This window comes from Microcystis sp. M049S2 (assembly GCF_020245625.1).
GTDB lineage: Bacteria > Cyanobacteriota > Cyanobacteriia > Cyanobacteriales > Microcystaceae > Microcystis > Microcystis ichthyoblabe_A.
Window position 1 is genome coordinate 1 of the sequence record NZ_JADBUN010000143.1, and the last position, 22,307, is coordinate 22,307.

Consider the following 22,307-nt stretch of genomic DNA (forward strand, 5'->3'; position numbering starts at 1 on the left):
CTGCATTATTCATGAAGACTTTGGAAAATCCTCGAAAGCCTTGGCAAGAAGTTCATCTAGCGATCTGGCTGAAAAACAGTCTGTTTTTTGAGATGTCCTCACAATCAGGTTTTTGCCAGTTGGTGAATAATGCAGGCTAAGGGAGGGCGTACGCCCTACGCCCCTACAGAAAAACTAATACGGGGTAATGTAGGGGCGCAATGCTTGCGCCCAAAATGTAAAATTTACGAATACTTTACACCATGATGTCAAGAGAGCTAATTTATCTTGTTAAAAAAATAGAGTGTGAATTAACACACTCTCAGCATATCGAAAAAGCCAAAGTTTTGCAATAGATTAAATCTTTTCGGTTAGCTTAGTCAGAACGCGATTGGAACGTTCCACAAAAGCTTGCATTCCCTCGGCATCAAATCCTTTTTGAGCGATTAAAGCTAAATCATAAACGTGCTGACAGAGCATTTTCGCTAATTGCGCCGATGGAGATTCGCCGCTACCAGTAACAATACTTCCCTGACTAATCTGGACAATCTGTTGAATTAGGGGATGATTAGTATTAATCATCAGAATATGTTCTTCGGGGAAAGCCATGGCTTTTTGTTGCATCATTGCCGTCATTTCCTGTAAGCGTCGCATCGCTTCTGGAAGTAAGACAATTGCCGGGGGAGTACCCTGGGGATCATCGGATTTCAAGGCTTCAGTTTTGATATTGATGCGGGAATTATCGAGGGCTTTGGCGAAGATTTCTTTGATCAATTCAGCCCGGGTTTTATTACTACCGGGATCGATAATTTCACTAGCTTGATCCTGTTCGAGCAGCGTCGAGTCTAATTCAGAATCAACCCGGGTGAATTTCACATCAGAATATTCTCTTTCTAGGAAAGGAATAAAGTAATTAGTATCGATGAAAGAATCAAAGAAGAGGATCTCTAACCCTTGATTTTTGTAGAGTTCAACGTAGGTGGATTGGCTACGAGGATCGGTACAGTAAAAAACTCGATTTTCGTGGCGTTCTTTATGGCGTTCTAGGTAGGCTTTGAGAGTAGTATAACCTTCCTGTTCGATCGCTTCTAGGGGAGTTTTCGCCGTTGCTTCTTGCCATGCGTCACCTTCGGCGGTTTGCACTGCCACTTGTACTGGGGTTTCTGGGGGTTTGTAGGTAGTGCGATAGATTAAAATATCTTCTACCTGCTGTTTAAATTTATCCTCTTTCAAGGAACCAAATTTAATAAAGGTTCCCACATCTCCCCAACAACGAATATATTCTTTTGCGTCTTCGTTGTATAGAGATTTGAGACGATCAGCAATTTTTTTGGCAATAAAATCGGCAATACGGCGAACGGTGCGATCTTTGGTTAAAGCACTTCGAGACACATTTAAAGGAATATCTGGACTATCGATAACTCCTCGCAAGGGTATCAGGAAATCGGGAATAATTTCCTCGCAATGATCGCTGACAAAAACCTGATTACAGAATAACTTTAATTGTCCTTTTGAGACATCCACATCCGGTCTGAGTTTGGGAAAATAAAGAATGCCATTGAGCAAGAAAGGATAATCGGTATTCAGATGTACCCAGAGTAAAGGTTCTTCTTGGAAAGGATAGAGATAACGATAGAATTCTAGGTAGTCTTCTTTCGTCAGATTTTGAGAAGATTCTTTCCATAAAGCCCGTTGTTGATTAATCACTTCCCCATCAATTTTAATGGGAACGAGCATAAAATCTGAGTAGGTTTTGACTAACTGGCGAATGCGGGCAGGTTCTAAATATTCCCCTTCCTCATCCATTAAAGTTAGGGTGATAGTGGTGCCGATTTGGCTGCGGGAAGAATCGGTTAATTCAAATTCTGGAGAACCATCACAGCACCAATGGACAGGGGTAGCACCTTCCTGATAGGAAAGAGTATCAATCTCTACCTTTTTAGCCACCATAAAAGCCGAATAAAAACCTAGGCCAAAATGACCGATTAAATCGTTGGCTGATTTTTGGTATTTATTGATAAATTCTTCCGCACTGGAAAAGGCAACCTGGTTAATATATTTCTTGATTTCTTCCGCCGTCATCCCGATACCATTATCGGTAATTGATAGGGTACGATTTTCTTTATCGATGGCGAGATTAATTTCTGGTTCGGGGACTTCTCCTCTCGCTTCTCCTGCTAAAGAAGCCATTTTTAATTTCGAGATGGCATCAACACTATTAGATATCAATTCCCGCAGAAAAATTTCATGGTCAGTGTAGAGAGATTTTTTGATAATAGGGAAGATATTCTCGGTATGAATCGTGATATTACCTTTTTCGAGTACCGTCATACGTTCAATCACTAAGGGTTTGACTATTCTAACTTTTTTATTCTGCTCGATAATGGCACCATTGATCACAGAGCGATTGCCCAACTTCTTCTAGGGGGATAACCGTACCGATAAAGGCATTTAACGGCAGCGGGGCGATTTCTAGAACTCGCTCGCAAAAATCAGGGGTAAGTGCCAGATTATCGGGGTTATTGATGACTTTTTGACTTTTACAAGCGGTTGGTTGAGATTTGCCGATTGAGGGGGAGTTGCAGTAGCTCTACTGGTCACTTTGCAGATATCCCTCAATCAAAATATCGGGATTGAGATAATTAACCGTGACATTTTCTAACTGTAAAGCTTCGCTCATTAACTGGAAACCTAAATCACCCACAGCAGTGGGTGCATTAATTCCCCCGATGATTTTGGGCGCAATAAAAGCGATAATTTTTTGTACCATGCCCTCAGCGATTGCGGCTGCACTTAAACCGCCGCCGCACTCCCACAAAACCTGACAAAATCCTCTCTGATAGAGATTTTCCATCACTAAAGTGGGTGTCACCTCGGTGAGTTCGATCACTTCCACGCCTTTTGTTAATAATTGTTGCTGAAGCTTGACATTAGAATCAATTTGTGTATAGACAAGCGTGGGAAATTGACTGGTATCCCAAAGATGGGCCGAGGGTGGTAAATCGAGCGATCGAGTCATGACCACGCGCAGGGGATTATGATCAGAGAGGCCGTGAGTGGTGAGGTGGGGATTATCTTGACGGACAGTGCTACCGCCGACGATAATCGCATCACAGGCCGATCGCAATTGATGGACTATTTGGCGAGAAGCGGGGCTAGTAATCCAGGCGCTATGACCGCTAGTGGCGGCAATTTTGCCATCGAGAGTCATGGCATATTTGAGGATACCGAAGGGTTTTTTAGCGGTGATGCGATGGATAAAACCCTGATTGAGTTGACGACATTCGGACTCCTCCACTCCCACCAGCGTCTCGATGCCTGCCGATTCTAGTCTTTGAATGCCTTTCCCCGCCACCAGGGGATTAGGATCGATCATCCCCACCACCACTTTTTTAATGCCTGCTTGCACAATTGCCTCGCTACAGGGGGGAGTACGTCCATAGTGGTTACAGGGTTCGAGATTGACGTATAAAGTGGCACCACGTGCTTTTTCTGCTGCCTGTCTCAGGGCGAAAACTTCTGCATGGGGTTGTCCGGCCCCTGGGTGAAAACCTTCGCCGATAATTGTACCCTCTTGAACGATCACAGAACCCACCAAAGGATTAGGAGAAGTCCGCCCCAAGGCTTGCCTAGCAAGGGTTAGACATCTTTGCATCATTGTGCGATCGAATTCCGTTGCTTGGGCCATGGTTTATTTCTCCAAAGGAGGGGAGAGTTTTCAGTGATCAGTAAACAGTAATCAGTGATCAGTGGGAATTATAGATTATGAATTATCAATTGGCAGATGGGCAGATGGCAGCGCCAGAGTTGGGAGAATAAATAAAAATAATCTCCTGACGACCGACGACCGATAGCTAAAAAGCTGATCACTTCTCTACTATTATTATTTTAAAGTGAAACGTATCAGAGGATACAGAAATCTCAAATCAAAAAAACAAAGATCGAAAAACGTTGACTACTCACACATCAAGATAAATTCCTAGGTGTTTGGTCTTCTGAAATGATTGACCTCTGTTCCTAGGATTTAGCGGTTGAACGGACATAATTGCTCGGTAATTATTTTCAAAAGTAATGAATCGACCTACTAACTCAACAAAGTAAACGAATTAACGATGAAACGAATTGCTCGAAAATCTGGGGAACTTGTCGGTTTATTACCGAAAATTAACCCTGTCTGGTTAGCCTGTGTTCCCTTGTCTGCGATTATTTTTGTGGTTTGGAACACGGCCGTACAGGCCCAAGATGCGAAACCCCTAACCCCCGAAGATGTCCAAAACGCCCTCAATACAATCTGGGTTTTAATTGCCGCCATCCTCGTGATCTTCATGAACGCGGGTTTTGCGATGCTAGAAACGGGATTCTGTCGCCAGAAAAACGCCGTTAACGTTCTGGCCAAAAACCTGATCGTTTTCGCCCTCTCCACCATGTCATTTTGGGCGATCGGCTTCTCCCTGATGTTCGGGTCTGTCAGTAACGAGTTTTTCGGTACGGGAGGTTGGTTTCTCAGCAGTAGCGATCCCGCCACCTACGTTATGCCTGCCTCCTTGCCCACCTCAGTATTCTTCCTGTTCCAAGTCGCTTTCGCGGGAACGGCGGCAACCATTGTATCTGGGGCGGTGGCAGAACGGATTAAATTCACCGATTTCCTCGTTTTTAGCTTAATTATCGTTGGTATCATGTACCCGATCACCGGTCACTGGGTTTGGGGTGGCGGTTGGTTAGCTGACCTTGGTTTTAAAGACTTCGCCGGTTCGACGGTGGTTCACTCGGTGGGTGGTTGGTCTGCCTTAACCGGGGCGGCAATTCTCGGCCCGAGAATGGGTAAATATATCAACGGTCGCACCAATGCCTTACCCGGTCATAACATGAGTATTGCGACCTTGGGTTGTTTAATTCTCTGGATTGGCTGGTTTGGTTTTAACCCCGGTTCTACTTTAGCGGTTAATGAAACTGTACCCTATATCGCTGTCACCACTAACCTCGCCGGGGCTGCGGGCGGCATTGCCGCTACCTTTACCGCTTGGGCGAAAGATGGTAAACCCGACCTTTCGATGATTATTAACGGTATTCTGGCCGGTTTAGTAGCCGTTACTGCCGGTTGTGATGGTGTATCCTATTGGTCGGCGGCAATCATCGGTTTAATTGCCGGTGTAGTCGTGGTTTACTCGGTGGCTTTCTTCGATAACCTGAAAATTGATGACCCGGTGGGTGCGACTTCCGTTCACCTCGTCTGTGGTGTGTTTGGAACTTTAGCCGTCGGTATCTTCAACAAAGATGCCGGTTTAATCACCGGTCAATTCCAACTGTTTATTAACCAAATTATCGGGATTGTGGCAGTAGGGGCATTTACCCTGATTGTCAGCGGTATTGTTTGGACAATCCTCAAGGCTACCCTCGGTATTCGTGTTACTCCCGAAGAAGAAATGGAAGGTTTGGATGTGGGTGAACACGGAATGGAAGCCTATAGCGGTTTCGTCAAGGAGTCCGATATCGTTACCGGTGGCCATTATGCTTCCAGTGTTGACATGGAAACGCCTAGCAATCGTTAGGGTAAACCGTGTAAAGATAGATTAATTTACCCCCGACAAAGTTAAAGAGAAAAGGAAGAAGGCCTCGCCCCGATGCGATCGGTGGCTACAATTACCTTCTAAACCTTTTCTCTTTCGGTTTTTTGTCTCTTTCCGGACAGAAAAAATTAATCTTGCTACTAGGCACCAACCGTCAATGAAAAAGATCGTAGGAATAACCATACTTTTGCTGGGACTGGGATTCAATTTCGGAGTTGCCCCGGTTTTTGCGGAAACCATCGCCGCCGCTCCCCCCAATCCGATTAGTGCTGGAGATACCGCTTGGATGCTGATCTCGTCGGCCTTAGTTTTATTAATGACCCCCGGACTGGCTTTTTTTTATGGGGGTTTAGTACGTTCGCGTAACGTCCTCAACACCATGATGATGAGTTTGGTGGCCATGGGCGTAATTGGTGTAACTTGGGTGCTTTGGGGTTATAGTCTTGCTTTTGATGTCACCCCGGGTAAAAGTGGTTTTGGCGAGGGAATTGAAGCTTTTATCGGGGGACTGGATTGGATTTTTCTCAACGGTGTCACCGCCGCCGCACCTGACAATATCGGTTATGCACCCACCGTTCCCCATCAAGTGTTTATGGTCTATCAGATGATGTTCGCCATCATCACCCCGGCTTTAATTTCGGGTGCGATCGTGGAACGGGTTAACTTTAAAGCCTATTTTTGGTTTTTACTGCTTTGGTCCACCTTTATCTATTCTCCCCTAGCTCACTGGGTTTGGGGTAAGGGTTGGTTGGCAGCCACTGGGGCGCTGGATTTCGCCGGTGGAACCGTTGTTCACATTAGTTCTGGGATTTCCGCACTGGTGGCCGCTTGGGTGATCGGTCCGCGTCGCAGTTTTGGCACCCAAACCTATGCACCCCATAATGTCCCTTTTGTTCTCCTAGGTATCGGTTTACTCTGGTTCGGTTGGTTTGGTTTTAATGGTGGTAGTGCGCTTTCCTCTAGTTCCCTAGCCACGACAGCTTTTGTTAATACCAGTATCGCAGCTTCGGCTGGTGGTTTGACATGGATGCTTATAGAATGGATTTTACGGGGTAAACCGACGGCGATCGGCATTGCTAGTGGATTTTTGGGGGGATTAGTCGGTATTACTCCAGCTGCCGGCTATGTATTGCCGATTGGGGCGATTCTCATTGGTTCGATCACTGCCCTTAGTTGTTTTTTTGCGGTTAGTCTGCGGGCAAAATTGCGCTTTGATGATTCTTTGGATACCTATCCCGTCCATGGTGTGGGTGGGACAATAGGGGCGCTGCTTACGGGGCTTTTTGCCACAAAATCGGTTAATTCAGCCGGAAATGATGGTTTATTTTTTGGGAATCCGGGGTTACTGTGGACGCAATTTGTTGGCGTTGCCGCTACTTATATCTTTGCTGCCGTCGGTACTTTTGTGATTCTGAAAGTTCTTGGTTTATTTATGGATCTGCGGGTTAAACCGAATACGGAAGCAGAAGGGTTAGATGTGCCTCAACACGGAGAGGAAGCCTACGGACAGGAATTCGAGTTTGGTAGCAGCTTTTCCTACGAAGAAAATCCTCCCACCACAAATCCGCAAGAAAATTATTAGGGATTCAATCGGCTATTGGTGCGGCTAACAGAGGCGAAATTTCGTCTCTGTGAAACTGGCTTTAACAATTCCGTTTTTGGTCGTCTTGTCTCTGTCACTGGGGGTTGTGGTGGTTGCTGAATCAAGGTATGAATGCCAACTGTGCATCGTGTCCAAAAGTTAGTTTGGGTCCAGGTTTTAAAAATCCCGCAAGAGAAGATTCATACTAAATCCAGTTATTAAAAACTGATTATTTATTCCCCCTCTTGCCTCTTGCCTTTTGCCTATCCTAATATGTTACCTATACTCAACGGATTTAGTATCATATCTCAAATCAGCAACGCCTTGGCTCTCATAGTAGGTTGATTCATGAATCAACCCACAAAACACGACGTTTGGACAAATTTTCAGCTATGTATTTCGGAGAAATCGACTAAAAACGTTGCCAGATAAGGATTTGAGAGAATGAAACGACCCTAGGGAGCAGGGAGAAGCAGTTCGAGCATTTGTACTAAAATTTTCCATAGGCAGTTTAAATTCAGTACAGCTTAACTTTCCCCGATCTGCAAGCAGGAGGAGACAAAACTGGTTTATGCTAGAAAGAGTTACCTTAACGTAACTTTACAAAGTCATCGATCGCCCACATTTATGGATTGCATCATCAATCGTCGAGCGCGGTTTTCAGCCAGCCATCGCTATTATCTGCCAGAATGGGACGAAGCCGAAAATCAAAGACTTTTTGGTCTTGGTAGCCGTTTTCCCGGTCATGGTCACAATTACGAATTATACGTCTCCCTATACAAAGAACTCAATCTTTATGGCATGGTGGAAAATCTCTCCACCGTGAAACAGGTAATTAAACGAGAGATAACCAGTCAATTAGACTACTCCTATCTCAATCAAGTCTGGCCGGAATTTCAGCAAACCCTACCCACCACAGAAAATATCGCTAGAGTTATCTGGCAAAGATTAGCACCCTATTTACCATTGGTCAAAATTCAACTATTTGAACACCCCGAATTGTGGGCAGAATATCAAGGAAAAGATATGGAAGCAACTTTAACCGTCAAAACCCATTTTAGTGCCGCTCATCGTTTGGCTTTACCGCAATTAACCCTCGAACAAAACTCGGAAATCTACGGCAAATGCGCCAGGGTAAACGGTCATGGCCATAATTATCACCTAGAAGTATCCGTGGCGGGAGAAATCGATCCCCGCACCGGTATGATTGTGGATCTAGGGGATTTACAAAAAGCGATCGATGAATTGGTAGTAGAACCCTTCGATCATACTTTTTTAAATAAGGATATTCCCTACTTTGCCGAAGTGGTTCCCACCGCCGAAAATATTGCCCTACATATCGCTCAACTATTAGAGGAACCGATCCGCCAATTAGGGGCCCAATTAGATAAAGTTAAACTGATTGAAAGTCCCAATAATTCTGCGGAAATCCACTGTCGTGGTTCGGTTCAAGCTCCCCGACAACTTCTAGAAAAAACTCTGACAGCCGTTTAATTGCCTGTTGGTTAAGGTGATTAGGGTGAGCTACGCTCACCCTGATGGATTTAATTAGGGTTTGCTGAATAAATCTAAAAACCTTGTTGGATAACGCTTTTAGACTTTTTTTGCCTCAAAAAGTGCCGACCTTTTGAGTGATTGGGGGGAAAATTCCGGGACTTTTTTCCTGAAAATTAGGTAATTGACCACATGAAAATGAGTAAAACCCCACACCCCACACCCCACACCCCACACCCTGCCACCAGGAAAAACTTTTTCACCAGACCCTAATTAAACCCTAGTTAAACACTTCTCGCCATCCTCGCTTTCCTTTGCCTTGGCGCAAGGGAGAGGCTAAATCGACAATTTTCTCGAGCAGTTTCGGGGCAAATTTTTGGCACCAAAGAGCTAGATGACTTTGCCAACCGACGACAATTTCTGTTTTTTCCCTATTTAACCCAGTAATTAGGGTTTGGGCGACTTCTTCGGCGCTCATCGGTTTTAACCATCGAAATAACTGCAATTCTCGCACCATATCCGTATCGGTTAAAGAGGGTAAGAGGGTGACAACTTTGATGTTGTGTTCCCGTAATTCCGACCTGAGAGCTTGACTAAAACCCAAAATGGCAAATTTGGTGGCCGAGTAGGTAGAGAAGCTAGGAGCGGCAATTTTACCCATCATGCTGGAAACATTGACGATGGTTCCCTGTCCCCTAATTGCCATCCGGCGGGCAATTAAGCGAGTAACTGTGTACATGGCCATCAGATTTAAAGATATTTCTGCTTGCACTTGCGAAAATTGCGAGCGTAGAAAGGGGGTTTGATGGGCAATACCGGCACAGTTAACGAGGATATCAATGCCACGGCATTCTTGCCAAACGCGGATAATTGAAGGACTAACAAGGTCATTTTCGGTTAAATCTAGGGCTAAAGGTGTGGCAATGACCCCTAGAGACTCAATTTCTTTGGCTAGTTTGTCTAATCGCTCTTGATCTCTGGCAACAATCACAATTCTGCTTAAACCTTGTCGGGCTAATTCTAAGGCGATCGCACGTCCGATACCCCGGGATGCCCCCGTGACTAGGGCTGTTTTTCCCTGTAATTTCATGATCAAACTCCTGTTTTAAGCAACAGTACGGGAATTTATTGGTTTTGCTTCTGAAATCTTTGATTTGTGCATCTATGCCCTACATAAGTAGCGAAGCAATCGGGGGATAGATGGATAGGTTAGGGTGCATGGGATTTTTCCTCCTTCAAAGCGCACTCTTGAACCCACGGTAACAGTTGTCTTTACAAACAGCAATCTTTTTTAACACTTTTCTGGAAAATCACTCGATCGGATGAACGCTCAGGGTGATCCTCATACTAAATCCGTTAAGTATAGGTAACATATCAGGATAGTCAAAAGGCAAGAGGCAAGAGGCAAAAGGGGGAATAGATAATCAGTTTTTAATAACTGGATTTAGTATCAATCCGATGGAAGGGGAGAAGGGAGTAGGGAAGTGGGGAAGTGGGGAAGTGGGGAAGTGGGGAGAGGAGAGAGTAGGGAAGTGGGGAAGTGGGGAAGTGGGGAGAGGGGGGCAGCGGGAAAAAAATTGTGGAGCCACCCTATTGTTGATCTCAATTTAGGTGTTCAATGTCGGTAATAATCGGTAGAATCACCGTGATCTTTGTGCCTTTTCCCTCCTCACTTTCCAGGTAAATTTCTCCTTTGTGCGCTTCCACACAGCGTCCGACAATGGCTAATCCTAATCCTGTTCCTTGAATATTATCGACATTGCTACCGCGATAAAAAGGTTTAAATAAATGTTCTTGATCTTTGCTGGGAATACCAATTCCTTGATCGATAATTTTAAAGACTACCTGCTCGGATTCGACAATAATCTTAAATTCTACGGGGTTGCCTTGGGGTGAATATTTTATAGCATTTCCCAGTAAATTTGTCAAGATATGTTTAATTAAATTAATATCCCAAAGTCCTCTTTCTAAGCTCCCCTCAATTTGGAAAATAATTGCTGATTGTTTTTCTGGCTTAACAATAAAAGATTCTACCAATTTCTGACAATAATCGAGCAAATCCACCAGATCAAATTGACAGTATAATCTCCCAGAATCAGCCCTACCAATTAATAACACTTCTGTGAGCAATTGATCCATGTCTTTAATGGCCGATCGAATCATGCGAAAATAGCTAACTTGCTGATCTTTTGTCAACCGATCGCGACTTTCTTCTAATAATCCAGCCGAGAGTAAAATTTTATTTAAAGGATTGCGAAAATCGTGGGATAACATGGAAACAAATTCAGTTTTTAACTGATTTAATTCCTGAGCTTTTTCCAGTTGATTAGTGCGTTCAATCACGCTCATTTTTAAAGCTTCGTTCGATTCTCGTAAAGCTTCCTCCATCTGTTTTCGCTCGATCGCATAACATAGCGATCGAGTTAAAATTTCTAAACTTACTTCTCTTTTAATTAAATAATCCTGCGCTCCCTGACGCAGTGCTGCCAAAGCTAAATTATCATCATTAGTATTAGTTAAAACCACGATCGGCAATTTCGGAGCCGTAATCAAAAGGGGAGCTAAGGATTGCAAACCCTGACTATCTGGTAAAGTTAGATCTAATAAAATTACATCAAAATTTGTTTGTTGTAACAGGGAAATAGCCTCGGATAATCTTGACACATTAACCAGATGAAATTCTTTTTTTTCATTACCCTTAAGAATTTCCTTTAATAATCGAGCTTCGGCTAAATTATCCTCGATTAAAAGAACTTTTATATCCTGCGAGAGTCCCATTTTTTAATCAAGAGTTAAAGAGATTTGGGAAGTTAGGAAGTGGGGTGTGGGGTGTGGGGTGTAGGGCGTGGGGTGTAGGGTGTAGGGCGTGGGGTGTAGGGTGTGGGGAGAATAAAGCTGCCTCCTGCCTCCTGCCTCCTGCCTCCTGCCTCCTGCCTCCTGATAACTGATAACTGATAACTGATAACTGATCATGATTCACTCACTGGGTAAAGTAGCGGTTTCTAACCAAAAAGCCTCGATATTTTTGACAATTTTGAACAAATCGTTGAGATTGCGTGACTTGGTTATATAACAATTAACGTGCAGTTCATAGCTATAAAAAATATCCTCCTCGTTGCGAGAAGTGGTTAAAACCACCACAGGAATTCTTTTTAAACTGGGATCGTTTTTGATTTCCGCTAATACCTCCCGTCCGTCTTTTCTTGGTAAATTCAGATCGAGAAGAATCAGATTAGGACGAGGAGAATCGATATACTCCCCTTCTCGACGCAGATAATCCATAGCGTTGACACCATCCCTAACGATAACTAATTCGTGCGGGACGGTGCTAGTTTTTAATGCCTCTTGGATGAGGCGAATATCAGCTTTGCTGTCCTCCACTAATAAGATAATTTTGTGTGGCACGTCCTCGCCAGCGCTCACGCTCGTCACCTCCTAGGGGAATTGTAAAATAGAAAACCGCTCCTTTACCTAATTGGGATTCTACCCAAATTCGTCCGCGATGACACTCGATAATTTTCTTACAAATCGCTAAACCCATGCCTGTGCCAGGGTACTCGTCGCGGGTGTGTAGTCGTTGGAAAATCACGAAAATGCGTTCGGAAAATCGGGGATCGATACCGATTCCATTATCGGTGACAGAGAACAGCCATTCCTCCTCTTGACGTTGAGCAGCAATATGAATAGTGGGAGTCGCTTTTCCTCGGAATTTAATGGCATTACCGATGAGATTTTGGAACAATTGCATTAACTGGGTTTTATCTGCCATGACAATTGGCAAAGGATCGACGGTGATCATAGCTTGACTTTCTTGAATTCTCCCTTTCAGGTTAGCGAGAGCTTTTTCCAGTGCCAGATTAGCATCGATGGTATTAAACTCTACCGCCTGCATATCCACTTTTGAGTAAGCCAGCACATCATCTATTAATGTTTGCATCAAGCTGACACCTTCGACGGCAAAAGTAATAAATTCTTTAGCATCTTCGTCCAGTTCTTCGGTGTAGCGCATTTCTAGCAACTGCACATAGTTGGCGACTTGATTGAGGGGTTCCTGTAAATCGTGGGAAGCGACGTAGGCGAATTTTTTTAATTCGGCGTTTGATAGTTCCAAATCCCGCGCCAAACGGGCCAATTCATCGGCTTGTTTTAAGATGATATTGACGATCGCTTTTCGTAATTCTAGTGCGGCGTTAATTTCTACCGCTTTCCAGGGTAAAGATTTGAGGCGAACGGTTTCTTTCCAGAGGGAGAAAGATTTACGCGGACAGAGACGAATATTACCATCTATGGCAGTCGTTTCGATCGCTTTACCCGGATCACCACCCCAGTTCACGGTTTGAATTACTTCCGGACGAAACCAGAGGAGATAATTACGTTTAGAAATGGGAATTGCTAGTAAACCACTGGCAATGTCTTTAAACTTACCCGCATCGGCATAAATTCGCGGTAAGGAATTGGTATAGTAAACATCTTCATGGACGTTTTTTTCTAGCCAAGTAATCAGATAGTTTAGTTCTTCTTCGCTCGGTGTTACTCCAATTAAGGTATAGTTACCACCTAAGCAAATAGCGGCTCCCGTGGCTTTAGTTAGATCGAGCAGATTCGGTTTATGGGCAATTAATCCATCAATAAAGTTATTAGCTTCCGCCATATAATCGATTAATTGCGATTGCACAAAGCTTAATTTTACTCGATAGTCATAATCCTCGGTTTCTTCCCGTGCCGATATTTCCGAAAAAATCACTCTTCCTAAGAACTCACAAGCTTTACGCAGTTCGTAGGGTACATATTTAGGGGTGCGGTGATGACAGGCAATAATCCCCCAGAGACGTTTATTTTCAATCAGAGAAATGGTTAGAGATGCTCCCACTCCCATGTTATGCAGATATTCTAAATGACAGGAAGAAGCACTTCTAAGACTGGACAGGGTTAAATTTAAGGGTTGTTGGGTTTCGGGGTGAAGACTAGGCACTAGATCGACGGGTTCAGAGGTAGCATCGGGAATCTGTCGAATCCAATTAGCACTTAATAAATTTCGTGCCGGGAGAGGGATATCGGAAGCGGGATAACGTAAACCGAGATAGGGTTCTAGTTGCTCTATTTTGTCTTCTGCTATCACATCACCGTTATCTTCTTCGTCGAATTTGTATAACATAACTCGATCAAATCCTGTCATTTTTCTGACTTCTTTAACGATGATATTACAGAAATCTTTCAGGCTACGGGTTGCTTCAAGTTTATCGATCGAAGTTTTGGCTAGGTGATAGAATCTCAGGAAAGGAATGTTTTCATAGGAAATAGCTGGTTCTAACTCTAAAATCAGCATTTGTTCGGCGTTGCGGTGGAAAATAGCATCAAAGACGGCAAAATCATCCCCTTTAACCCGCGCCCAAATTTTGGAGGGATTGATAGCATCAAAATCCTTATTTTCTATGGCTGATTTCAGAGGATCGATCTGAAAGGGATCGAAGATTTCCTCTAGGGTTTTACCGATAATTTCCCCCGGAGAAATACCCAATAAACTGCGGCTATTACTGCTAGTTTGGCTGACTTTTAGCTCCGGTTCGCTGAGAACTAAAAGCACCCCGTGCGATTGAATTCGGTTATAGAGATGGATCGGTTCCCGTTCGATCGAAGTTGGGTTAATTGTCTCGGTTAGAACTTCCATGTGTATTGCCCCCAGAGGATTTTTGCCAAGTTGAAAACTCTTTGTTTATTAAAACTATTTCTTCTCACTTTCAGGGGGCGATCGAGAATAAATTTACTTCTCTTAATACTAGGCCATCAAAAGTAATAAAACTTTAATTAATCAGTTATCTATCGATCGAGCAGTTCTGTTCAGTTCCCTTTATTATAATCAGTTTTTCTCTGAGAATCTATGGTAATTTGTTAAGAATTAAGAGTTAATGTTACAAAGGAAGGATAATTCTTAATAAAAATATACAGTAGTTAAGGGGTTTCAGACCCAAAAATTTCCAGGAACGCACCCTAGAAAAGTAGGCGATATCGTACTGTAATTATACAATTGATAAGCAAGAACAAATTCAAGAGATAAATTAGTAAACTTGATCGTGTTTTCCAATATCAACTATAACAATTAAAGTTTCTCCTGAATCAGTATCTTGACGAAAAGTAAAAATAATACCGCAATCGTAACTAACAGAACATGACCAATAAGCTTCTAATTTACCTGTCAGCTTATGAGATTTTAAAGAAGGGGTAAAGGGATTATCTTCTAACAAATGTAGAACCTCTGATACCTTGCTTTGTAGTTGAGGATTTTTGCTGATTAAGCGTTGAAAAGCTCTTTTAAAGCTTTTGTCAGCAACTAATTTCATTCTTCATCCTCTAACAAATAAGCCATTATCTCTTCAGCACTGCCTTTTTTTGCTGTTCCCATTGCTAAAGATTTTAAGGTTTCTTCGCCATTTTTAGCCATCTCCTCCCGGCGTTTCTCAATGCGTCTTTTACGAATTAGCTCAAACAAATAATCTTGGTCTTCAATGGATAGACTCTCTACCGATTCGATCAGATCTTGAAAAAATGCGATACTCATTGCAGTTTCCTCCTGTTAGTTAACTTTTTTTTCCTGATATGTTATCACAATATAGTCAGGTAGGGTGCGTTAGGCAATCCCTTGTTTTTAGGGAAAAAATCAAGAGCTAAATATTGCCGTAACGCACCACAAAAAAAAGTTTTTGGCTACTTTTATAAGCCGCTATAACGGAGGAGAGGTTCGGTACTAGGTTCGCGACCGCGGAAAGCTTTAAAAACATTCATAGGATGGGAACTTCCCCCCATAGCTAAAACAGTATCACGAAAACGACGACCGATCGCTTTCACTGCTTCTTCGTTATCTAATCCCACTTCCTCGAAAGCGGCAAAAGCATCGGCACTGAGGACTTCTGCCCATTTATAACTATAGTAACCCGCCGCATAACCGCCGGCGAAAATATGTCCAAAAGAACACAAGAAAGCATCTTCCGGCAGGGGAGGAATGATCGTCGTCGTCGCCGCTAAACGCTGTCTGACTTGTTTAGGAGTTTCGCTGCCATTGGGTTGATAACGATGGTGTAATTCCAAATCTACTAAAGACAAATGTAACTGACGCAGCATAGCCGAACCGCTCATATAATTCTTAGCTAGAAGCAGTTTTTGGTAGTAATGTTCGGGGAGAGTTTCACCCGTTTCGTAGTGTTTGGCCATACTCATTAAAGTAGGGCGATCATAACACCAATTTTCCATAAATTGACTGGGCAATTCCACTGCGTCCCACTCAACGTTATTAATACCCGCCGCGCCGGAATAGTCCACAGTGGTTAACATATGCTGTAAACCGTGGCCAAATTCGTGAAATAGGGTAGTTACCTCCTCAAAGGTCATTAAACTGGGGTTTCCGTCCACTGGAGGCGTTTGATTGCAGATTAAATAAGCCACAGGTAAACGCACCTCGGTGCCGGTTTTGGCCCGACCGATACAGACATCCATCCAAGCGCCGCCGCGTTTTTCGGCGGGACGACTGTAGGCATCGAGGTAGAAATAGGCGATTTTTTCGCCATTTTCGTCGTTAATCTGGAAATAACGCACATCGGGATGCCAGATAGGTGCTTGACCGTCGGCAGCGATAATTTCTACCCCAAAAATCCGTTTAGCGAGGCTAAATATGCCTTCTAAAACCCGTGGTAGGGGGAAATAGGGGCGTAATTCCTCGGCACTAAAGTTAAACTTGGCCTGACGCTGTTTTTCTGACCAATAGGCTATATCCCAATGCTTGAGATCGTCGGTTCCCGCAAAAGTTTTTAAGGCCTCTAAATCCTGTTTTGCCGCTTCATAGCTGACTTGGCGCAAATTGTCAAGCAATTTCTCGATTTCATCCACAGAATTGGCCATTTTCCTGGCAAGACTGACCTCGGCGTAGGTACTATAACCTAGTAGATGGGCCTGTTCCTGACGCAGTTGCAAAATGCGATCGATTAAGGGATTATTATCCAATTCTCCCAGATCAGCCCGACTAACGTAGGCTTTATAGAGTTTTTCGCGCAATTCCCGATTATCGCTGTACTTCATAAAGGGGAAATAACTGGGAAAATCGAGGGTAATCACCCAGGGGCCAGTTTCGGTGCTGGCGTTAGTTTCTCCTTGGCCCCGGGTGGTTTGGGCGGCTAAACTGAGGAGACTAGGGGGCAAACCGGCGATATCTTCTGGGGTTGTTAGTTTCAGTTGAAAAGCTTTGGTGGCATCGAGGATGTTATTAGAAAATTTCGTGGTGATTTCGGCTAATTCCAGTTGAATCGCGTTAAATCTGTCTTTTTTCTCCCCTACTAATCCCACCCCGGCCAATTGAGCATCCCGCAGGGAAGCTTCGACAATGCGCTGTTGTGTCTCGTCTAATTGCCCCCAGCTTTCTCCTTGGCGCAGGGACAAAAATGCCTCATAAATGGGTTTACTTTGGCTTAAACGGCTAATAAACTCGACTACCTGCGGTTGTACAGTTTCGTAGGCTTGACGCAATTCTGGGCTATTTTTTACCCCCATCAGATGACCGATAATCCCCCAACTCCAGCTTAAACGTTCTTCGATCCAAGTGAGGGGTTTGACTAATTTTTCCCAGGTGGGGGCAATCTGCGCTTCTAGATCGGTTAATTCTCCGGCCAGTTCCTGCAAAAGTTGCGTCATGCCAGGGACAATCAGGCCGGGTTGGATTTGGTCAAAAGCCGGTAATCCTTGACCGGCAAGCAGCGGGTTACTGGTATTCGTCATAATTTTTGGTCTGCAAGGGTGAGTAATCTGTATCTTTTACTACCCTAACCTAAATCCCCTACCATCTATCCGGGCGATCGAGCGCTGGAGCTTTTTCAGTGGGGTGTGGGGAAATTGAACTAAAATCCCAAAACCCCAAAACCCTAAAACCCCGGTAATGATTCGGTAGTAGTGCTGTAGCCCTCTTGCTTACCCGGTATGAATTGTGTAAAATATTTATTAATAAAAATAATTGGAACCTGATCAGTCTTTAAACCTCTAGCTTGAGCATGACTTTTCTGGTAAATATCTTTTTCTGGCTCCTGTCTGGCTTACTCAAATATCATACTAAATCCTGTTATTAGAAACTGATTATTTATTCCCCCTTTTGCCTCTTGCCTCTTGCCTTTTGCCTATTGCCTTTTGCCTTTTGCCTTTTGCCTTTTGCCTCTCCTCATAAGTAGCCTATGCTCAACGGATTTAGTATCAGAAACCCTATCGGGTATTGGCGATCGCGTCTAGAGCCAGATTCAGTTTCAGCACGTTAACCCCCGGTTCGCCGAAGATGCCGAGAAAGCGATTATCGGTGTTTTTGATAATCAGGATCTCTACCTGATTCGTCGGTAATCCCCGCACCTGCGCCACCCGCTCGATCTGCGCTCTGGCGGCCTCCGGGGTGATATGGGGATCAAGACCAGAACCGGAGGTGTACACCAGAGCTGCGGTGGGTTTAATTGCCGCTTTCTCTAATCGGGGAATCTCCCCCTGTATAGCTTTTGCCGGATCGGGATCGGGTTTTCCTTTAATGCGATCGATTAATGCGGGGTTACTGGGAGCTAGGTTACTCGCTCCCGAAATTCCGGTTTGCAAGATCTTGTTAGGATCGTTTTTCGGATCGGCCGTACTGTAGTTGGTGGTACTCGGACGACTATTAAAATAGCGATCGCTGGTGAAAGGTTGCCCAATTAGAGCCGAACCCACCACTTGACCTTGATTATTGGTGATCAAACTCCCGTTCGCTTGCCAGGGAAAAAGAATTTGACCGACGGCGATCATCGAGAAAGGATAGATCAGGGCGGTAATTACCCAGAGAACTAGGGTAGAACGGATGGCTCTACCGGCCTCGCGTGCAAAACTCATGATTAAAACCTCTCCGGTACAAAGATGACGAGGAACAGATAGATAAATAAAGCAAAGGCGACTAATCCTAAAAGGGTTAATGCGAAGGCTTGCCCCCTATTTATAGCACTTCCCGTAGAAGCTTGAACGATGGAGGAGAAAAGAATTGTTAGACAAAAATTTAAGAAAATATACCAGAAAAATCGGTTTTTTCTAAGGGATGCTTTCATAAGAATTAGAGTTTTTTGGAGATTTGTTTTTGCCAGTCAATCAAGAAAATAGCTGTAGTTGTCGATAGGTTGTCTTTTTCCCCTTTTTCAATTCATAGTTAAGAATACATTGGCCTACATATCTAGCCAAATTAATAGGAACAGCATTGCCAATCATTTGTTCTAGATTAGATTTTGTTCCTGTAAAAATAAAGTCTTTAGGAAAAGTTTGAATATAGCTTCGCTCCCTCGTTGTTAGCGGTCTTAATTTTTCCTTAAGATGACAAGCATCCCCGGGATGTTGTCGATAGGTTTTGGGAACTGGTCGATTTACTCCTCGAATAGTAGGGCTAGGTTCATAAATACTGAATATCGCCCTTCTTTGATAGCTTCTAGGATGTCTATAATAGTATTCTATATCTAATTCTTTGCCCATATAGTCAAATACAGTCAGAGGTTGACTTGATAGATTTTCATTGATCTCATCGATTAAAAAATTATCTTCTTCGTTCATTTTACCGATCAGAAAATATCTTTTTCTAGTTTGAGGAACTCCGCAGTAACAAGAATTAATAACTTTTCCAGTTAAACCATAACCATGACTTTTAAAAATTTGTTTTGCTTGAATGAGTATTTTACTTTTCTCAATTCTATCCACATTTTCCATAACAAACCATTGGGGACTTACTCTAGTTACAATTTCAGCGAATGTGAGCGTTAGATTCGCTCGTCCTAAACCCTCGTCTCTCTTACCCGCACTGGAAAAGTCTTGACAAGGAGGGCTGCCGACAATAATCTCAGGATTATATTGAGCAAATATTTCTTGATTAGATTCTCTAGATAAATCGACATTAAATATCGGATGACTAAAGTTATTTCTATAGACATCTATAGCAGGTATCCAATTATCAAATGCAGCCACAATAGTAAACCCCGCTTTCTGAAAACCTAAAGATAAACCACCACAACCAGCAAATAAATCGATTGTGATCATTTTGCTCCCTCCTCTAAATTGACTCGCGAAAGCGTAAAATAAATTATCTGAATCGGGAGCTAGACCGTATAACTCTTTTGTACTTAACTCCGCAGGTTGAATTTTTAAATTTTCATCAAGTTTCAGATATACATTTTTCAGTCCTTTCCCATCCAAGTAAGCGCACAAAGAAGCTGGAAATGAGGAATTAAATTGATTTTTACCCCATGTTTCTTTTTGGGTAAAATCCCGATTCGAGTGCTTCAATCCGAATAAACTAGGCTTAAATATTGCCGATTTTCCCATTACCTCAACCCGATCGCTGAAATTATCTCATCAATAATCTTAATAGCAATAAACGGCGCGATCACGCCTCCCACCCCGTAGATGAGGATATTGCGCCGCAATAGTTGGTCAGCAGTGAGCGGGCGAAATTGAACGCCTTTAAGTGCTAGGGGAATCAAAACGGGGATAATCAGGGCATTGTAGATCAGGGCCGAGACGATCGCCGATTGAGCGCTTTTCAAACCCATGATATTTAAAGCACCGATCCCCGCGGCGGCGAAAATCGTCGGGATAATGGCGAAATACTTGGCGATATCGTTGGCTACCGAAAACGTGGTCAGGGCGCCGCGGGTAATGAGTAACTGTTTGCCGATGGTCACTAAATCGATCAGCTTGGTCGGGTCGGAATCGAGATCCACCATATTAGCCGCCTCCTTTGCCGCTTGGGTTCCAGAGTTCATCGCCACACCGACATTAGCCTGGGCCAGTGCCGGTGCGTCGTTAGTGCCGTCCCCCGTCATGGCAACTAACTTGCCCTTGGCTTGCTCGCGACGGATCACCTCGATCTTATCTTCCGGGGTGGCCTCGGCGATAAAATCATCCACCCCCGCCTCCGCCGCGATCACCGCCGCCGTGATCTGGTTGTCGCCGGTGAGCATGATCGTTCTGACACCCATGCGCCGTAATTGGTCAAAACGCTCTTTTAATCCAGGTTTCACCATGTCTTTGAGATAAATAACCCCGTAGATATCGTTACCCCGACAGACGGCCAGGGGAGTCCCCCCCAAACGGGAAACCCTTTCCTGTGCCTGATCGAGGCTGGCGGGAACAGAACCACCGCGGGAACGGACGAAACCTTTAATCGCTTCTACGGCCCCCTTGCGGTATTCCTCGCCGTCCCTATCGGTGCCGCTCATGCGGGTACGAGCCGAGAATGGGATTCCCTCGCCGGGTTGGCCATCGATGGGGAGGTTCGCGCCCAAATTCCGGGCTAAGGCAACGATCGAGCGTCCTTCCGGGGTTTCGTCGAAAAGGCTGGCCGCTAGACAGATGCGGGCTAATTCCTCGAGGTTATGACCGTTCACGGGGATAAATTCGTCAGCCAGTCGGTTTCCGAGAGTGATCGTTCCCGTTTTGTCGAGAAGGAGGGTATTGACGTCGCCGCAGGCTTCCACCGCACGCCCGGAGGTGGCAATGACGTTAAACTGAGCCACACGATCCATCCCGGCGATACCGATCGCGCTCAGTAAACCGCCGATCGTCGTGGGAATGAGGGCGACGAGGAGGGAGATCAAGATGGCGATACTGGAACCGGCCCGAAAGGTATCCGCGACCGCCGGCCCGAGGCTCGTTTCCAGGAAACTGGCGATATAGTTCCCGATCGAGGGAATCGTGGCCACGACAATTAAAAAGACTTGGGTTAACACGGCCAGAAGTACCGTCAGCGCGATCTCGTTGGGGGTTTTCGTGCGCTCGGCCCCTTCCACAAGGGAGATCATGCGATCGATAAAACCCTGGCCAGGATCTTGAGTGATCCGTACCGTCAACTCGTCCGAGAGAAGCCGCGTACCACCGGTGACGGAACTGGCGATGTCGGTGCCGGGTTGTTTGAGGACGGGGGCCGATTCTCCGGTGATCGCCGATTCATCCACCGAACCGATTCCCTCGATCACTTCCCCGTCGGCGGGAATCACGTCCCCGGCCACCAGTTTTACCCGATCGCCCCGACGCAAGGCCGTGGAACTGACCGACTCGATCGAGCCGTCGGCAAGGATTTTCCTGGCGATCGTGTCGCTGCGGGTGGAGCGCAGGGCATCGGCCTGGGCTTTTCCCCGTCCCTCGGCGATCGCCTCGGCGAAGTTGGCAAACAGCACCGTCAAGAAGAGGATCAGGGTGATGATGCCGTTAAGTAGCCGTTGTTGTCCCCTCTCCCCGGCGATCGTGCCGAATAGATGCGGGTCGATCGTCACCAGGGCTGTGACGATTGTTCCCAACCAGACCACGAATAGGACAGGGTTACGCACGGCGATGCGCGGGTCGAGTTTGAGGAAGGACTGCCGGATCGCGCTTTGATAGAGACCTGTCCGGTTGACCTTGGGGGTGTGGCGGCGGTCGTCCCGGCGACCTCTCGGCACTCGCAACGGGCGGGGGGACTTAGAATTTCCTCTGTTCGTTCTCATAAATTATCTAGGGCTGGTTGAATAAATCTAAAAACCTTGTTGGGTAAGACTTTTAGACCTTTTGTCAATCAAAAAGTACTGGATATGGGAGTGATCGGGGGGAAATTTAGGCACTTTTTCCCTGAAAATTAGGTAATTGGCCACCTCAAAACTGGTAAAACCCCACACCCCACACCCCAC

General features: G+C 44.8%; 16 protein-coding genes. 3 read left to right on the forward strand and 13 right to left on the reverse strand.

The features are described 5' to 3' along the window. Positions 1-336 precede the first annotated feature (336 nt). Entirely contained in the window at positions 337-2,310 is a 1,974-nt protein-coding gene (htpG, locus tag IM496_RS12270; RefSeq protein WP_287662064.1) for a molecular chaperone HtpG, read from the reverse strand. A 259-nt stretch (positions 2,311-2,569) separates the two neighbouring features. After that, positions 2,570-3,667, reverse strand: a complete 1,098-nt coding sequence (ribD, locus tag IM496_RS12275; protein ID WP_287662056.1) for a bifunctional diaminohydroxyphosphoribosylaminopyrimidine deaminase/5-amino-6-(5-phosphoribosylamino)uracil reductase RibD — start codon at positions 3,665-3,667, stop codon at positions 2,570-2,572. A 424-nt stretch (positions 3,668-4,091) separates the two neighbouring features. Between ribD and IM496_RS12280 the strand changes: the two genes are divergently transcribed. The 3 genes from IM496_RS12280 to IM496_RS12290 all read left to right on the forward strand — a co-directional run bounded on the left by IM496_RS12280 (position 4,092) and on the right by IM496_RS12290 (position 8,622). Then, on the forward strand, positions 4,092-5,528 hold the full coding sequence (locus IM496_RS12280; protein WP_287662057.1) for an ammonium transporter: 1,437 nt from the start codon (positions 4,092-4,094) through the stop codon (positions 5,526-5,528). A 175-nt stretch (positions 5,529-5,703) separates the two neighbouring features. After that, positions 5,704-7,128, forward strand: coding sequence for an ammonium transporter (locus tag IM496_RS12285; RefSeq protein WP_287662058.1), 1,425 nt, complete (start codon positions 5,704-5,706; stop codon positions 7,126-7,128). A gap of 627 nt (positions 7,129-7,755) precedes the next feature. Continuing rightward, complete coding sequence (locus IM496_RS12290; RefSeq protein ID WP_194016374.1) at positions 7,756-8,622, forward strand: 6-pyruvoyl trahydropterin synthase family protein; 867 nt, start codon at positions 7,756-7,758, stop codon at positions 8,620-8,622. A gap of 280 nt (positions 8,623-8,902) precedes the next feature. Here IM496_RS12290 and IM496_RS12295 read toward each other — a convergent pair whose 3' ends face one another. The 11 genes from IM496_RS12295 to kdpB form a co-directional block, all read right to left on the reverse strand. Next, positions 8,903-9,712: an SDR family NAD(P)-dependent oxidoreductase gene (locus IM496_RS12295; RefSeq protein WP_194018443.1), complete on the reverse strand. Its 810-nt coding sequence runs from the start codon at positions 9,710-9,712 to the stop codon at positions 8,903-8,905. A gap of 512 nt (positions 9,713-10,224) precedes the next feature. Further along, positions 10,225-11,400, reverse strand: a complete 1,176-nt coding sequence (locus IM496_RS12300) for a hybrid sensor histidine kinase/response regulator (RefSeq protein WP_287662059.1) — start codon at positions 11,398-11,400, stop codon at positions 10,225-10,227. A gap of 198 nt (positions 11,401-11,598) precedes the next feature. Next, positions 11,599-12,045, reverse strand: a complete 447-nt coding sequence (locus IM496_RS12305) for a response regulator (RefSeq protein ID WP_123230141.1) — start codon at positions 12,043-12,045, stop codon at positions 11,599-11,601. Next, the gene (locus IM496_RS12310; RefSeq protein ID WP_287662060.1) at positions 11,984-14,290 is read right to left on the reverse strand and encodes a sensor histidine kinase; all 2,307 of its coding nucleotides are present in this window, start codon (positions 14,288-14,290) and stop codon (positions 11,984-11,986) included. The genes IM496_RS12305 and IM496_RS12310 overlap by 62 nt, the downstream gene beginning before the upstream one ends. 388 nt (positions 14,291-14,678) lie before the next feature. After that, on the reverse strand, positions 14,679-14,960 hold the full coding sequence (locus tag IM496_RS12315) for a type II toxin-antitoxin system RelE/ParE family toxin (protein WP_104396992.1): 282 nt from the start codon (positions 14,958-14,960) through the stop codon (positions 14,679-14,681). Continuing rightward, positions 14,957-15,178, reverse strand: coding sequence for a hypothetical protein (locus tag IM496_RS12320; protein ID WP_008205031.1), 222 nt, complete (start codon positions 15,176-15,178; stop codon positions 14,957-14,959). The genes IM496_RS12315 and IM496_RS12320 overlap by 4 nt, the downstream gene beginning before the upstream one ends. Positions 15,179-15,330: 152 nt before the next feature. After that, the gene (locus IM496_RS12325; protein WP_287662061.1) at positions 15,331-17,382 is read right to left on the reverse strand and encodes a M3 family metallopeptidase; all 2,052 of its coding nucleotides are present in this window, start codon (positions 17,380-17,382) and stop codon (positions 15,331-15,333) included. Between the two features lie 474 nt (positions 17,383-17,856). Then, the gene (kdpC, locus tag IM496_RS12330) at positions 17,857-18,501 is read right to left on the reverse strand and encodes a K(+)-transporting ATPase subunit C (protein WP_194016686.1); all 645 of its coding nucleotides are present in this window, start codon (positions 18,499-18,501) and stop codon (positions 17,857-17,859) included. A 2-nt stretch (positions 18,502-18,503) separates the two neighbouring features. Next, on the reverse strand, positions 18,504-18,710 hold the full coding sequence (locus IM496_RS12335) for a potassium-transporting ATPase subunit F (protein ID WP_071839504.1): 207 nt from the start codon (positions 18,708-18,710) through the stop codon (positions 18,504-18,506). Positions 18,711-18,750: 40 nt separating this feature from the next. Then, entirely contained in the window at positions 18,751-19,968 is a 1,218-nt protein-coding gene (locus IM496_RS12340; protein WP_287662062.1) for a DNA cytosine methyltransferase, read from the reverse strand. Next, complete coding sequence (kdpB, locus tag IM496_RS12345) at positions 19,968-22,127, reverse strand: potassium-transporting ATPase subunit KdpB (protein WP_287662063.1); 2,160 nt, start codon at positions 22,125-22,127, stop codon at positions 19,968-19,970. The genes IM496_RS12340 and kdpB overlap by 1 nt, the downstream gene beginning before the upstream one ends. Between the last annotated feature and the right edge of the window lie 180 nt (positions 22,128-22,307).

Excerpts from the sequence above, each read along its gene's own strand:
- ribD (WP_287662056.1), bottom strand. The coding sequence starts at position 3,667 with ATGGCCCAAGCAACGGAATTCGATCGCACAATGATGCAAAGATGTCTA.
- IM496_RS12310 (WP_287662060.1), bottom strand. The coding sequence starts at position 14,290 with ATGGAAGTTCTAACCGAGACAATTAACCCAACTTCGATCGAACGGGAA.
- htpG (WP_287662064.1), bottom strand. The coding sequence starts at position 2,310 with ATGACGGTACTCGAAAAAGGTAATATCACGATTCATACCGAGAATATC.
- IM496_RS12285 (WP_287662058.1), top strand. The coding sequence starts at position 5,704 with ATGAAAAAGATCGTAGGAATAACCATACTTTTGCTGGGACTGGGATTC.
- IM496_RS12340 (WP_287662062.1), bottom strand. The coding sequence starts at position 19,968 with ATGGGAAAATCGGCAATATTTAAGCCTAGTTTATTCGGATTGAAGCAC.
- IM496_RS12280 (WP_287662057.1), top strand. The coding sequence starts at position 4,092 with ATGAAACGAATTGCTCGAAAATCTGGGGAACTTGTCGGTTTATTACCG.
- kdpB (WP_287662063.1), bottom strand. The coding sequence starts at position 22,127 with ATGAGAACGAACAGAGGAAATTCTAAGTCCCCCCGCCCGTTGCGAGTG.
- IM496_RS12300 (WP_287662059.1), bottom strand. The coding sequence starts at position 11,400 with ATGGGACTCTCGCAGGATATAAAAGTTCTTTTAATCGAGGATAATTTA.
- IM496_RS12315 (WP_104396992.1), bottom strand. The coding sequence starts at position 14,960 with ATGAAATTAGTTGCTGACAAAAGCTTTAAAAGAGCTTTTCAACGCTTA.
- IM496_RS12320 (WP_008205031.1), bottom strand. The coding sequence starts at position 15,178 with ATGAGTATCGCATTTTTTCAAGATCTGATCGAATCGGTAGAGAGTCTA.
- kdpC (WP_194016686.1), bottom strand. The coding sequence starts at position 18,501 with ATGAGTTTTGCACGCGAGGCCGGTAGAGCCATCCGTTCTACCCTAGTT.
- IM496_RS12295 (WP_194018443.1), bottom strand. The coding sequence starts at position 9,712 with ATGAAATTACAGGGAAAAACAGCCCTAGTCACGGGGGCATCCCGGGGT.
- IM496_RS12335 (WP_071839504.1), bottom strand. The coding sequence starts at position 18,710 with ATGAAAGCATCCCTTAGAAAAAACCGATTTTTCTGGTATATTTTCTTA.
- IM496_RS12290 (WP_194016374.1), top strand. The coding sequence starts at position 7,756 with ATGGATTGCATCATCAATCGTCGAGCGCGGTTTTCAGCCAGCCATCGC.
- IM496_RS12325 (WP_287662061.1), bottom strand. The coding sequence starts at position 17,382 with ATGACGAATACCAGTAACCCGCTGCTTGCCGGTCAAGGATTACCGGCT.